Source organism: Qingshengfaniella alkalisoli (assembly GCF_007855645.1).
Classification (GTDB): domain Bacteria; phylum Pseudomonadota; class Alphaproteobacteria; order Rhodobacterales; family Rhodobacteraceae; genus Qingshengfaniella; species Qingshengfaniella alkalisoli.
Window position 1 is genome coordinate 1,300,635 of the sequence record NZ_CP042261.1, and the last position, 13,543, is coordinate 1,314,177.

Genomic DNA, 13,543 nt, shown 5'->3' on the forward strand with positions numbered 1-13,543 from the left:
ATCTTGCTTGCATCCAGGCGCGGGCAGCCTAGACCTGCATGATCTCTGCTTGCTTGTGCTCGAGCGCCTCATCGATAGAAGCGATCATGCGGTCTGTTAGTTCCTGCACCTCGTCCGACCACAGCTTGGTGTCATCCTCGCTCATGCCAGCCGATTTAGCCTTCTTGATCTGGTCCATCCCGTCACGCCGCACATTGCGCACCGCTACGCGGGCATGTTCGGCATATTGAGCCGCCACTTTAGTCAGTTCCTTGCGGCGTTCTTCATTCAACTCGGGAATCGGCAGACGGATGATCGTGCCATCAACGACAGGGTTGATCCCGAGACCACTCTCACGGATTGCCTTCTCGGCTTTGCCGACGAGCGATTTGTCCCAGATATTGACCGTCAGCATGCGCGATTCAGGGACGTTGACCGTACCAACCTGGTTGATTGGCGTTGTCTGTCCATATGCATCAACCATCACCGGGTCGAGCATGGACGCTGCCGCCCGCCCCGTCCGCAGCGAAAGGAATTCCTGCTTCAGTGATCCCATCGCACCCTGCATACGGCGTTCCAGATCTTTCATGTCGATTTCGAGGTCTTCGTCTGCCATCGTCTCACCTGACCATTCCACTTGCCGCATTTACGGCTTTATCATTCTGCGGGCATGCCCACCGTCATACTACGCGCAGGCTATACTCTTATCCATGCACTTTTGTATAGGTTCCCTTGCCGCTGAGGATCCCGCGGAACCCGCCCGACTCATCCAGCGAAAAAACGATGATAGGCAGATGATTGTCACGCGCCAGCGCAATGGCTGAGGCGTCCATCACACCCAGATGCTTTTGCAGTACCTCGTCATAGCTGACCTCGTCGTAACGCTTGGCATCGTCGAACTTCTTCGGGTCCTTGTCATAAACACCGTCGACTTTGGTGCCCTTGAAGATCGCTTCGCAGGACATTTCGTTCGCCCGCAAGGTTGCGGCCGTGTCCGTCGTGAAATATGGGTTACCGGTGCCAGCAGCAAAAATACACACACGTTTCTTTTCGAGGTGCCGCACCGCGCGACGGCGGATATAGGGTTCAGCCACCTCGTTCATCGTGATCGCCGAGATCACCCGAGTATGGATACCGAGCGCCTCAAGCGCCGATTGCATCGCCAGTGCGTTCATCACCGTTGCGAGCATCCCCATATAGTCGGCCGTCGTGCGTTCCATCCCCTGCGCGGACCCCTGAAGCCCTCGGAAGATGTTGCCACCGCCAATCACCATGCAGATCTCGACGCCCAGATCGTGCACCGACTGCACTTCGCGCGCGATGCGTTCGACAGTTGGCGGATGCAGACCGTAGCTTTGATCTCCCATTAGCGCTTCTCCTGAAATCTTCAGAAGAACACGCTTGAAACTCACTTCCGGTTTACCCGCTGCGTCGTCCATGCCATCTGCCTTGCGATGTTATATTTGCTGCCGCGCACAATGTCTGAAACAGTGCGTCGGTTCAATGCGATCACGCCGCATTAATGACCCTGACGCGGATTGCTGCCGCTACGAAAACAAGAAACGCACAAGATATGTCCAACGCCCTGCCCCGTTTCATCCCAGACAAACCCGTTCTGATCGCTGGTCCCACCGCATCGGGCAAGTCAGATCTGGCCCTGCGCTTTGCCGAGGAACAAGGGCGTCACATTGTCAACGCGGATGCGTTGCAGGTCTATGACGGCTGGCACATCCTTACCGCCCGCCCGTCCGAGGTGGATATGTCTCGCGCGTGCCATTGGCTTTATGGCCACGTCAGCTATCGCGACGATTACTCCGTCGGACAGTGGCTGCGGGATCTCCGGCCGCATCTCCACCGATCCCCCGCCCCCGTTATCGTGGGAGGAACGGGGCTCTACTTCATGGCATTGACGGAAGGTCTGGCCGAGATACCAACGACGGAACCGCTCATTCGTCAGAGGGCGGCAGACTACCTGGCGGCATACGGACTATCGCAGATGGTGGCGGACCTCGATACGAGGACCCGTGGCAGGCTCGACACGAACAATCCGATGCGCGTGCAGCGCGCCTGGGAGGTCAAATACCAGACAGGGCGCGAGTTGGCAGATTGGCAGGACGACACACCACCGCCGCTGGTTGATGAAAATCACGCCCATTGCTTCGTGGTGCAGTCGGACGCAGATTGGTTGAACGCGCGCATAGACCTGCGTTTCGACCGGATGCTCGAATTGGGTGCATTAGAGGAAGCCCGTCGCATGGAACCCGACTGGGATTCGACCCGCCTGTCCTCGAATGCCATCGGCGCGACTGAGCTGATCGAGGTGATTCGCGAAACAATGTCACTCGAACAAGCTACGAAATTAGCAAAAATTGCGTCTCATCAGTACGCAAAACGCCAAAGAACATGGTTTAGAAAGCGCATGAAAGGGTGGAATCCGCTGAATTCCGCCGATTTCACCCCCAGTTAAGCCACACTCACTAGAAAAAATGCTGTAATTGCATTGAATCGGCGAAGGTAAACTTTGCCAACAGGGATCATGGAACTAACAATTAATTTAAGTCGAACCAAAGGGATGTCATGTTCGATACACAAAGCAACGATACGATGCGCCGCCACTTCCAGATCGTCTCTATCGGTCACCTGGCTAAGGAAGGCGGATGGGGAGTCGATGCTCCGCGCAGCTACCTGGTGCCTGTGTTGCTTTGGTTCACCTCTGGTCAGGGGCGTATCTCCATCGACGGAGAAGTGCGCGGATTCACGGCGCATAATGCGATCTATCTGCCAGCGAACACGCCCGTAGGTTGCGACGTCGGCAAGCGGACGCAGGGCACCGCGATTTTCTTCGGCGGGCACCACCCTTTGCCCAAACCACAGGAAACGCTGCATTTACGCCTCCACGGACTTCAAAAGCAAACCGATTTCAATCAGTTGATCGAAAGCCTGATGCTCGCCAACGGCGATCCCAGTGTCTATCGCGATGAAATGGTCTTTCATCATGCCGCATTGACGCTTCTGTGGCTGGCGCGTGAAAGCCACGTCCCACAAGCCAAACTGAAACTGCTGACCAGCCATCCCGAGGACGAAGGTTTGCAGCAGGGGCAGGGTTAATATCTTCACCTGTCGGTAGCCAGATTATCAATCAGTTACATAACGACCCTAAAGTATTCCAACGTTAGGCGTTGACGAATGCGTTCCAATATTGCGCAATAGGGTCCACGATCTGATAATCGACCGCACCAGTGCTGTCTGTGGCGCAGGCTGCATGCGGATCGCGGTCTTCCATAACGATGACAGGGAGCACCGCCCATGACGCGCGATCGCCACTCGGGGAATATCCATCCGGCAGCAAGGATGTTCGCGAAAGAACATCTCGACAACCTGATGAGCCGGCGAGAATTCATGAGCCGCGCTACGGCGCTCGGACTTAGCAGCGCCGCAGCCTATCACCTGATTGGTCTCACTCCGGCAAGTGCCCAGACCGAAATGGTCACGCCCCAAACGGGCGGAACGCTGCGCATCCAGCAGCTTGTGAAGGCGTTGAAGGATCCACGCAGCTATGATTGGAGCGAACTGGGCAATGCGACCCGTGGTTTGCTTGAATATCTGGTCGAGGTCCAGCGCGACGGTTCGTTCAAGGGCATCCTCCTGGAAAGCTGGGAGATCAACGACGACGCAACCGAATACACGCTGCATGTTCGCCCGAATGTGACGTGGAACAATGGCGACGACTTCACTGCCGACGATGTGGCCGCCAACTTGACGGGCTGGGCCGACAAGACGGTGGAAGGCAATTCCATGGCATCGCGTGTTGCTTCACTCGTCGATCCCGACACCAACCAGGCGCTTGAAGGGGCGATCGAAGTGGTCGACCCGCTGACCGTGAAGCTTCACCTGCCCCAGCCTGACATCACGATCATTCCCGGCTTCACCGACTACCCAGCCGCTGTTCAGCACCGCGATCTGATCGGGACCAACCCGCTCGATCACGGAGTCGGCACCGGCGCCTATCGCATCGCATCCTACGAAGTTGGCGTGAAAGCCGTGTTGGAAAAGAACCCCGACCATGACTATTGGGGCGAGGCGTATCTGGACACGGTCGAGTTCATCGATCTGGGCACCGACCCGGCGGCATGGGTTGCCGCAGCCGAAGCCGATGAATGGGATTTGAACTATGAATCGCTTGGCGATTACATCGAAATCCTTGATGCTATCGGTTACGTCAAATCCGAGATTCCAACGGCCGCAACGATTACAATCCGCTGCAACCAGGTGGCCGAAGTGGATGGTCGAGTACCCTATGAAGACAAGCGGGTACGGCGTGCGCTTCAACTGGCTGTCGACAACAACATCCTGCTGGAACTTGGCTATTCCGGCCGTGGCGTGAAAGCCGACAACATGCATGTCGCGCCCTTCCATCCCGAATATGCCGAGATGCCACCGTTCGAGCAGAATGTCGAAGAAGCCCGCCGCCTGATGGAAGAAGCCGGCATGCTGGACTATGAGCACGAACTGATTTCCATTGACGACGACTGGCGCCGCAACACCACGGACGCCTGCGCGGCGCAACTTCGCGATGCGGGGTTCAACGTCAAGCGAACGATCATCCCCGGCTCCACATTCTGGAACGACTGGACGAAATACCCCTTCAGTTCGACCAACTGGAACGGACGCGAATTGGGGGTCCAGGTTCTGGCGCTCGCCTACCGATCCGGCGGCGCGTGGAATGAAACCGGCTTCTCCAATGCCGAATTCGACGATACGCTCAATCAGGCACTGGCCATCGCCGACGCCGATAAGCGGCGAGAGTTGTCCAAGCAGCTGCAGGAAATCATGTTGGAAGAAGGCGTGACCATCCAGCCCTATTGGCGGTCGCTCTATAACCATCACAAGGAAGGCGTCGTGAACGCCGAGGTGCACCAGAAACAGGAAATCAACCCGCATTATCTGGGTTGGGCGTCCTAATTTTTAGCCTCCCGTCAGAATGCCAGGCGCGCCGCCATTGGCGCGGTGGTCTTGGGTGCGCAGTGTAATGGCGCTTTTCATCCTGCGACGCATCGGGGTCATGCTGTTGACTGCGCTGTGTCTGACATTCGTGGTCTTTTCCCTGACCAATCTTGGCCCGAACCTGGAAAAGCTGGCCAAGACCCAGGGCAACACACGAATGACGGATGCCGAGGTCGCAAGCTGGTTGGCCCGCAACGGTTATGACGCTCCGATGATCTGGCGCTACGGCGAATGGCTGGGTGTGGTACCGGGCTGGACGCGGACGGATGCGGACACGGGAAACACCACGGGTCGCTGTATCCCGAACAATGTTCCCGCAGACAGCGCACCTCGCTTTTGTGGTGTGCTGCAGGGCAATTTCGGCTATTCGACAGTCTTTCGCGAAAACGTGTCGACGATCACCGCCACGCGTCTGAGCCTGACCGGCATACTGATGTTCTGGGTCATGATCGTGATGGTGCCCACCGCCTTGCTGATCGGCGTGCTGGCCGGGATGCGCGAGGGATCGAAGCTTGATCGGGGGCTTTCCACCATCTCCATCGTTTCGACGGCCACGCCGGAATATGTCTCGGGCGTCGTGTTCATCACTGTCTTTGCGTCCTCCGCCGTCGGGCTGAAATGGTTCAAGGGATCGGCGGCGTCCGCAATGGATGACATCACATTTTCCAACTTCACCCTGCCCGTCATCACCATGGCACTATACGGCATGGGCTACATCGCGCGGATGACGCGCGCATCAATGGCCGAGGTCATGACGTCGCAATACATCCGCACCGCGCGTCTGAAAGGTGTCAGCTTTCCGGCGGTCGTCATAAGGCACGCGCTGCGAAACGCGCTGATCGCGCCTTTCACGGTGATCATGCTGCAATTTCCGTGGCTGCTGACAGGGGTTGTGATCGTGGAGACCCTGTTCAACTATAAAGGCTTCGGCTGGACGCTGGTGCAGGCCGCCAGCAACAACGATGTTGAACTGCTACTGGGCTGTTCCGTCATCGCCGTCTTTGTCGTTCTGGTCACGCAGCTGATTTCGGACATCGGCTATGTCTATCTCAACCCACGCATTCGCGTCAGCTGAGGGCCGATCATGGAAGCATTGGGCTGGGGTGCCATAATAGTGAAAATCCTGATCCGGTTCTGGCCGGTCTGGATCGCGCTGGCCGTCACCTTCGCGCTGTCGATCCGTCAGAAGCGGCAATTGGGGCTCTATGGCAGGCTGTTCGACAGCAGCATCGGAATGATCGGCTTCGGGCTGGTGATGTTCTGGGTGTTCACGGCCATCTTCGCGGGGATCATTGCCACCCATGGGCCAATCGACCTTGTTGCGCAGATGAAGAACAAGGTGCCCGGAACGCCCCTGCCTGACGGCTATGAGGGCTACCCCTATTACCTGCTTGGCGGCGACAATCTGGCGCGGGACGTGTTTTCTCGGATGGTTCTGGGCGCGCGTGAGGTGTTGAAGATCGCGCCTGCGGCCACCGCTTTTGCCTTCATGGTCGGGATCACGCTGGGCCTGCCAGCCGGGTATTTCGGGGGGCGGCTGGACACGGTGCTGTCCTTTATCGCCAACCTCGTTCTGGCCTTTCCGGTGATCTTGCTGTTCTACCTGTTGGTCACGCCGGAAATCGTCGCCAGCGGCATCCCCGTCTATATGGCGGCCGTGCTGTTCCTGTTTCCCGTCATCTTCCTCGTCGTTCTGTGGAACGCGCGCTTCTTCACCCAGCCCGCGCGCCGCAACCTGTTCGTCGCGGTGACACTGGTGATCGGGCTGTGGCTGTATGCAGGGCTGGCCTTCGATGCCGATCCGCTGGGCATCATTTCCATGCCGCCCAATGTGCTGATCGTTTTCGTGTCGGTGGTGTTCGTGAATTCGCCCACGGTTTTCCGTATCGTTCGAGGTATCGTGCTGGACATCAAGACACGCGACTATGTGGCCGCGGCGCAAACGCGCGGGGAAGGTCCGTGGTTCATCATGCTGTGGGAAATTCTGCCCAATGCACGCGGACCGCTGATCGTCGATTTCTGCCTGCGCATCGGCTACACGACCATCCTTTTGGGAACACTGGGCTTTTTCGGCCTTGGCGTGAGCCCTGAAAGCCCGGACTGGGGCAGCACGATCAACGAAGGCCGCCGATTGCTGTCGATCTACCCGCACCCCGCCCTGCCACCCGCCATTGCGCTAATGAGCCTGGTTCTGGGGCTGAACCTGTTGGCAGACGGGCTGCGCGAAGAAAGCCTGAAGGATTGATGAAAACGTCTTCTACCGGACAGCGCGGCATGGCTAGACTGAGAACGGGCATTATAGCCCGGAATGGGAGAGCGAAATGAAAGCCAGCCTTCTTTCAGTAATCGCAGCGTTCGGCATCGCGACCAGTGCGACCGCGCAAGAAACCCACCAGGTTCAGTTCGAAACGGGCGATGACAATGCCGCTGTCGAGGCGAGAGTGACCAGCAACGCCTATGTCGGCTATGTACTTGGTGCACGCGAGGGACAAACCACGGCCGTATCCCTGATCACGGACGGGAGCGCCTTCTTCAACATCCTACCACCGGGCAGCGATGGTGAGGCAATCTATATCGGATCGACGGACGGGCCCGAGGCGACGGGGATCACATTGCCCAGCACAGGCGACGACAAGATTCGCGCTTACCTGATGGGCAACGCAAGGGATACCCGAGAATCCGTCCCCTTCACCCTATCCATGGCGATCATGTAAAACAGCGTCGCCCGCGCGCGGCACCCCCACCGGAAGGCAGGCAAGCGATGAAACCGGACTATGACGGGCCGATACTGGAAATCGACAACCTTTCGATTTCCTTCTTCACCCGAGAACGCGAAATCCCTGCCGTGATGGAATTTTCCTGCACCGTGCAGCCCGGCGAAGCCATGGGGCTGGTCGGTGAATCAGGGTGTGGGAAATCCACCGTTGCGCTTGGCGTCATGCAGGATCTGGGCGTCAACGGGCGCATCACGGGGGGCGCGATCCGGTTCAAGGGGCGCGATCTGGCCGCGCTATCGGCGGACGAATTGCGCGGTCTGCGCGGCAATGAAATCGCGATGATCTATCAGGAGCCGATGGCCTCGCTGAACCCGGCGATGAAGGTCGGGCGGCAGTTGATGGAAGTGCCGATGATCCATGATGGCGCGTCCAAGCGTGATGCACGCGCACTGGCCCGCCAGTTGATCGAAGATGTCCGCCTGCCCGACCCCGACCGCATCCTAGACAGCTACCCCCACCAGTTGTCGGGCGGTCAGCAGCAGCGCATCGTTATTGCAATGGCGCTGATGTCCAAGCCGGCGCTGCTGATCCTGGACGAACCGACCACCGCGCTCGATGTGACGGTCGAGGCGGGTATCGTCGATCTGGTCAAGGAACTGGGGCAGAAATACGGCACCTCGATGCTGTTCATCAGCCACAATCTGGGGCTGATCATGGAAACCTGCGACCGGCTTTGCGTGATGTATTCGGGTGAGGCAGTCGAAACCGGTTCCGTGTCCGGCGTGTTCGACATGATGCGTCATCCCTATACGCAGGCGCTGTTTCGGTCGATCCCCCTGCCCGGCACGGACAAGAACGAACGCCCCCTTGTGGCCATCCCAGGGAATTTCCCGCTGCCGCATGAACGGCCCGAAGGGTGCAATTTCGGACCGCGCTGCGACTATTTTCGTGATGGTCTGTGCAACGCGCAGCCCGTGCCGATGTTTGACGTGGTTGGCAAAGACCGCCACAGTACCCGTTGCCTGCGCTTCAGCGAGATTGACTGGAACGCGCCGCCGGACGCGGCCACACAGACAGAAGCCTGCCAGATCGGCGAGGTGGTGTTGAAGGTCGAGAACCTGAAGAAATACTATGAAGTCTCAGGGAACGCGCTGTTCGGCACGGACGCGGACAAGCTTGTCAAAGCCAACGAATCCCTGAGTTTCGAGGCGCGCGAAGGCGAAACACTCGCGATCGTTGGCGAATCCGGTTGCGGCAAGTCCACGCTGGCCAAGGTGCTGCTGGGACTTGAAACCGCCACCAGCGGGAAGATCAGGCTCTACAACCAGACCATCCACGACACACCCATCGAGAAGCGCAACACCGACACGGTGTCCTCTGTCCAGATGGTGTTTCAGAATCCGTTCGATACACTGAACCCGTCGATGACGGTGGGGCGCCAGATTATCCGGGCGCTTGAGATCTTCGGGTATGCCGACAACAACAAGGACAGGCGCCACCGGATGCTGGAACTTCTGGATCTGGTAAAGCTCCCGCGCGCCTTCGCGGACCGAATGCCCCGACAGTTGTCTGGCGGGCAGAAACAGCGGGTGGGCATCGCGCGGGCGTTTGCGGGCGGCGCGAAGATCGTGGTTGCGGACGAACCGGTGTCCGCGCTCGATGTATCCGTGCAGGCGGCCGTGACCGATCTGTTGATGGATATCCAGCGTAAGGAAAAGACGACGCTTCTCTTCATCAGCCATGATCTGTCGATCGTGCGGTATCTCAGCGACCGGGTGATGGTGATGTATCTGGGGCATGTGGTGGAAATGGGCACGACCGAGCAGGTTTTTTCGCCACCTTACCACCCTTACACTGAAGCGCTGCTATCCGCAGTACCCATCGCCGACACCAGTGTCGAGAAGCAGCATATCGTGCTGGACGGCGACATTCCGTCCGCCGTCAATCCGCCGCCGGGATGCCCGTTCCAGACGCGCTGCCACTGGAAGCATCGCGTCGCGGACAACTTGTGCGAAACGCAAGTACCGCCCACCCGCGAACTTGCGCCGGGACATACCAGCAAATGCCACTTGCCGGATGATGTGATCGCGGAGATGGTGCCGATCATCAAAACCGCTGCCGAGTAGTCCGATGTCCCGTTTCGCCCCGATGCCCGATCCGCCCTACTACGCGGTGATCTTTGCCAACCAGCGTACCGACACGGATGATACGAGATACGGCGCGATGGCGGATTGGATGGTTGAACTGGCAACCGCTCGCCCCGGATGCATCGGACTGGAATCAACGCGCGACGCGGAAGGGTTCGGGATCACCGTCAGTTATTGGACAAACGAGGCGGAAATCATCGCATGGAAGGCCGATGTGACGCACCTTGCCGCGCAAAAGACGGGACGCGAAAAGTGGTATGAACACTACCGGCTTCGCGTCGCAAAAGTCGAGCGCAGCTATTCAGGCCCAGAGGGTCGCGACTAACCCGCCGCTTTATCCTCGAGCACCAGCCATTCTTCTTCTGCGTCCGACAGGGCCGTCTGGCGTGCGACCAACGCATCCGTCGCCTTCTGGAACTTCACTGGTTCGCGTGTAAACAGTTCCGGATCGGCCAGCAATTCTTCGAGCTTGCCGATTTCGGCCTCCAGCCGTTCCATCACGGATGGCAATTCCTTGAGGCGGTGTGCCTCGGTGAAGCTGAGACCCGATTTCTTCGGCTTCGTCTTTTCCTTGGGTTCCGGCGCGGGTTTGGCAGAAGGCTTTCCCTTGACCTCCGGTTCCGCCGATTCTTTCCGCTGCGACTGGTAGTCGGACCAGCCGCCCGCATAGATCGTCGCGCGCCCGTCCCCTTCCATCGCGATCGTCGTGGTCGCGACACGATCCAGAAAATCCCGGTCGTGGCTGACCAGAAGCACGGTTCCGTCATACTCGCCCAGAATATCCTGAAGCAGATCGAGCGTCTCGACATCCAGATCGTTGGTCGGCTCGTCCAGCACCAGCAGGTTGCTTTCCCGGGCCATGATACGCGCCAGCAAGAGCCGCGCCTTTTCGCCGCCCGACAGTGACCGGACCGGCGCGCGGGCCTGTGCTTCGTCGAACAGGAATTCCTTCAGATAACCCACCACATGCTTCGGCGTGCCGCGCACCATAACCTGATCGCTTTGGCCCGATACGCGCATCGAAGGATCGCTGGTCAGGCTGTCCCAAAGCGTGGCGTTCGGATCAAGCTGCGTGCGGTTCTGATCGAAAACGGCCATTTCCAGATTGGTGCCCAGCGTCACATCGCCGGCATCCGGTTCAACCTCTCCGGTCAGGATTTTCAGCAGTGTGGATTTGCCCACTCCGTTGGGGCCGACGAACGCCACGCGATCGCCACGCATAACCCGCAGCGTAAAATCCCTGACGATCTCCTTGCCTTCAAAGGATTTCGAGATGTTCACCGCCTCGATCACCCGCTTGCCCGATTTCGGGCCGGATGTCAGCGCCATTTCGGCCGCGCCCTGTCGTCGAATCATCGAGGCGCGTTCCGACCTCAGATCCTGAAGTGCGCGCACTCGTCCCATGTTCCGTTTACGACGGGCGCTGATTCCCTCAACCGCCCAGCGGGCTTCGGCCTTGATCTTGCGATCCATCTTGTGGCGGGCGTCGTCTTCTTCGGCCCAGATCTTGTCGCGCCATTCCTCGAAACCGGCAAAGCCCTGTTCCTGCCGGCGCACCTGCCCCCGGTCGATCCAAAGCGTCGCGCGTGTCAGCGCGGCCAGAAATGCACGGTCGTGGGAAATGACCACGAAGCCTGAACGCGTGCCGGCAAGCTGGTCTTCCAGCCAGCGGATCGCCTCGATATCCAGGTGGTTCGTCGGCTCGTCCAGAAGCATCAGTTCGGGATCTTCGGCCAACAGCTTGGCCAGCGCGGCGCGGCGGCGTTCACCCCCCGACGCTGTTTCAACGGGCGTGGCAGGATCGAATTTCAGACCTTCGGCCACCATGTCCACACGGTAAGATTCGGACGGCTCCAGTTCGCTTGCGGCGAAATCGCCCAAGGTCGTAAAACCCGACAGGTCCGGATCTTGTTGCATGTAGCCGACGGTCGTCGCGGGCGCGAGCACGCGGTCGCCTTTGTCAGCTTGAACAAGGCCTGCCATCACCTTGAGAAGTGTGGACTTTCCTGATCCGTTTCGTCCGACCAAGGCGACACGGTCGCCCGGTTGAACAATCAGGCTGAGATCGGAAAAGACAGGATCGCCGCCGAAGGTCAGCGAGATGTCATTGAGCTGTAGCAAAGGGGTTCTGGCCATGGCAGCGAGCTAGACCCCGCTACCACCGCCGTCAAGATCACCCGTGCGATGCTATTCGAGGAATTCGCCGGCCTGCGGCGATCCGAGGTTGCCGAAGATCTGGCGCAACAGCCCGACATCAGGCACCGACTGGTCGGTCACGCGCCGCGAAAGCGTCACGACACGCCCGTCTTCAAGCCCGTAGCGTTCGATATTGCGCACCGTGCCACCACCGGAAAAGCTGATCGCCACAATCTGGCGTTCGATCTCTTCGGGTTTGAACAACCCGCGCGTTTCACGGCGCGAAGACACATAGTACCATGTGTCACCGCGCTGAAATCCTTCGTTCAGCGGCGCGCCAACCAAATCAGTGACAGAATCGCGAGTGTCGCGGCCGACTTGAATTTGGGCCAGATCATAGTCAGGTGGTGTATAACCATGATTACGCTTGATCGGCGCGCAGGCCGTCACAGCCACACAGAGCCCCGCAATAAACGTGCCACGCATAACCGCGCCAAACTCGAAAAGGTCTTTCTTCATTCGGACTTGCCCGCCGCTTTATCTTCTGTCACCGCCTTACCGAAGCAACGGCACCGTATCAAGGACGGAACCCTGACGATGAATTCATCAAATGGCAAGGACACAAAGAAATGTCCCAACGCACCTATCTGATCCGCCCCGGCGAGCTACGCAGCCAGTCGCGCAGCTTCGCCTTCCGCCCTGAATCGGCAGAATTGGAACAGATCGCACAAGATCTGGACATCCTCGGGCTACGCAAGCTGTCTTTCGAAGGCGCACTGACCCCGGCAGGCAAGGAGGGCTGGGATCTGAACGCGACACTTGGCGCAACCGTCACGCAAGCCTGTGTCGTCACGCTGAAGCCGGTCACGACGCGTATCGATACGACCGTCGAACGCCGCTACCGCAGCAGCCTGCCCGACGACGAGGCCATCGGCGAAGTCGAGATGCCCGACGATGAAACGCTGGAGCCCCTTTCGGAAACCATCGACCTCGGTCAGGTCATTCGCGAGTCGCTGGCGCTGGAGTTGCCGCCATTTCCGCGTGCCGATAGCGCAAGTTTTGGCCAAGCCGTCTTTACGGAGCCGGGCAAAACCCCTATGTCCGACGAAGACACCAAACCCTTTGCGGGGCTGGCAGGATTGAAGGAAAGGTTCAAGGACCAGCAATAGCTGACATGACCCTGCGGAATATACTTCGCGGGATCAAGAAAGCCCTTGCACCGGGCCGGAAAAACAGTATGTATCCGGCTTCATTTACACATCGGGATTTGTGACCCGCCGAATGGGCGTGGCGCGGTCCTGCGACGAGAACGGGCCATGCGCCCTAGTTAATACCGAGGTTGAGACATGGCTGTCCCCCAGAATAAAGTCACACGGTCCCGCCGCAACATGCGCCGTGCGCATGACGCTCTGGTCGCCGGGAACCCTGCTGAGTGCCCGAACTGCGGCGAACTGAAGCGTCCGCACCACGTTTGCGCCGCCTGCGGCCACTACGACGACCGTGAAGTCGTTGCCCAGGCAGACGAGATCGACCTGGACGAAGACGCAGCCTGAACGGCGC

14 protein-coding genes are annotated in these 13,543 nt (G+C 58.9%); 10 read left to right on the plus strand and 4 right to left on the minus strand.

What is annotated here, in order from left to right; genetic code table 11:
• Nucleotides 1-28 precede the first annotated feature (28 nt).
• Together frr and pyrH are read right to left on the minus strand one after the other, a co-directional pair.
• A complete protein-coding gene (gene frr / locus FPZ52_RS06635) occupies nt 29-595 on the minus strand; it encodes a ribosome recycling factor (RefSeq protein WP_146364715.1) in 567 nt (188 codons plus the stop codon).
• An 88-nt stretch (nt 596-683) separates the two neighbouring features.
• Complete coding sequence (gene pyrH / locus FPZ52_RS06640) at nt 684-1,418, minus strand: UMP kinase (RefSeq protein WP_146364716.1); 735 nt, start codon at nt 1,416-1,418, stop codon at nt 684-686.
• A 134-nt stretch (nt 1,419-1,552) separates the two neighbouring features.
• Here pyrH and miaA point away from each other — a divergent pair, with 134 nt between their 5' ends.
• From miaA to FPZ52_RS06680, 8 genes are all read left to right on the plus strand, one after another.
• A complete protein-coding gene (gene miaA, locus FPZ52_RS06645) occupies nt 1,553-2,446 on the plus strand; it encodes a tRNA (adenosine(37)-N6)-dimethylallyltransferase MiaA (RefSeq protein ID WP_146364717.1) in 894 nt (297 codons plus the stop codon).
• A gap of 110 nt (nt 2,447-2,556) precedes the next feature.
• On the plus strand, nt 2,557-3,087 hold the full coding sequence (locus FPZ52_RS06650) for a hypothetical protein (RefSeq protein ID WP_146364718.1): 531 nt from the start codon (nt 2,557-2,559) through the stop codon (nt 3,085-3,087).
• A gap of 198 nt (nt 3,088-3,285) precedes the next feature.
• Entirely contained in the window at nt 3,286-4,941 is a 1,656-nt protein-coding gene (locus tag FPZ52_RS06655) for an ABC transporter substrate-binding protein (RefSeq protein ID WP_146364719.1), read from the plus strand.
• A 67-nt stretch (nt 4,942-5,008) separates the two neighbouring features.
• Complete coding sequence (locus FPZ52_RS06660) at nt 5,009-6,058, plus strand: ABC transporter permease (protein WP_146364720.1); 1,050 nt, start codon at nt 5,009-5,011, stop codon at nt 6,056-6,058.
• Between the two features lie 9 nt (nt 6,059-6,067).
• Nucleotides 6,068-7,228 (plus strand): ABC transporter permease, encoded by a 1,161-nt coding sequence (locus tag FPZ52_RS06665; protein WP_146364721.1) that lies wholly within the window; start codon nt 6,068-6,070, stop codon nt 7,226-7,228.
• A 76-nt stretch (nt 7,229-7,304) separates the two neighbouring features.
• The gene (locus FPZ52_RS06670) at nt 7,305-7,697 is read left to right on the plus strand and encodes a hypothetical protein (protein WP_146364722.1); all 393 of its coding nucleotides are present in this window, start codon (nt 7,305-7,307) and stop codon (nt 7,695-7,697) included.
• Between the two features lie 47 nt (nt 7,698-7,744).
• The gene (locus FPZ52_RS06675) at nt 7,745-9,826 is read left to right on the plus strand and encodes a dipeptide ABC transporter ATP-binding protein (RefSeq protein WP_146364723.1); all 2,082 of its coding nucleotides are present in this window, start codon (nt 7,745-7,747) and stop codon (nt 9,824-9,826) included.
• Between the two features lie 4 nt (nt 9,827-9,830).
• Nucleotides 9,831-10,172: an antibiotic biosynthesis monooxygenase family protein gene (locus FPZ52_RS06680; RefSeq protein WP_146364724.1), complete on the plus strand. Its 342-nt coding sequence runs from the start codon at nt 9,831-9,833 to the stop codon at nt 10,170-10,172.
• Here FPZ52_RS06680 and FPZ52_RS06685 read toward each other — a convergent pair.
• Nucleotides 10,169-11,983, minus strand: a complete 1,815-nt coding sequence (locus tag FPZ52_RS06685) for an ABC-F family ATP-binding cassette domain-containing protein (protein ID WP_146364725.1) — start codon at nt 11,981-11,983, stop codon at nt 10,169-10,171. The genes FPZ52_RS06680 and FPZ52_RS06685 overlap by 4 nt on opposite strands.
• A gap of 51 nt (nt 11,984-12,034) precedes the next feature.
• On the minus strand, nt 12,035-12,502 hold the full coding sequence (locus FPZ52_RS06690; protein WP_240804305.1) for an outer membrane protein assembly factor BamE: 468 nt from the start codon (nt 12,500-12,502) through the stop codon (nt 12,035-12,037).
• A 110-nt stretch (nt 12,503-12,612) separates the two neighbouring features.
• On the opposite strand from FPZ52_RS06690, the gene FPZ52_RS06695 reads away from it, so the two are divergent.
• Nucleotides 12,613-13,152 (plus strand): YceD family protein, encoded by a 540-nt coding sequence (locus FPZ52_RS06695; protein ID WP_146364726.1) that lies wholly within the window; start codon nt 12,613-12,615, stop codon nt 13,150-13,152.
• A gap of 177 nt (nt 13,153-13,329) precedes the next feature.
• Complete coding sequence (gene rpmF / locus FPZ52_RS06700; protein WP_146364727.1) at nt 13,330-13,536, plus strand: 50S ribosomal protein L32; 207 nt, start codon at nt 13,330-13,332, stop codon at nt 13,534-13,536.
• The last annotated feature ends 7 nt before the right edge of the window (nt 13,537-13,543 follow it).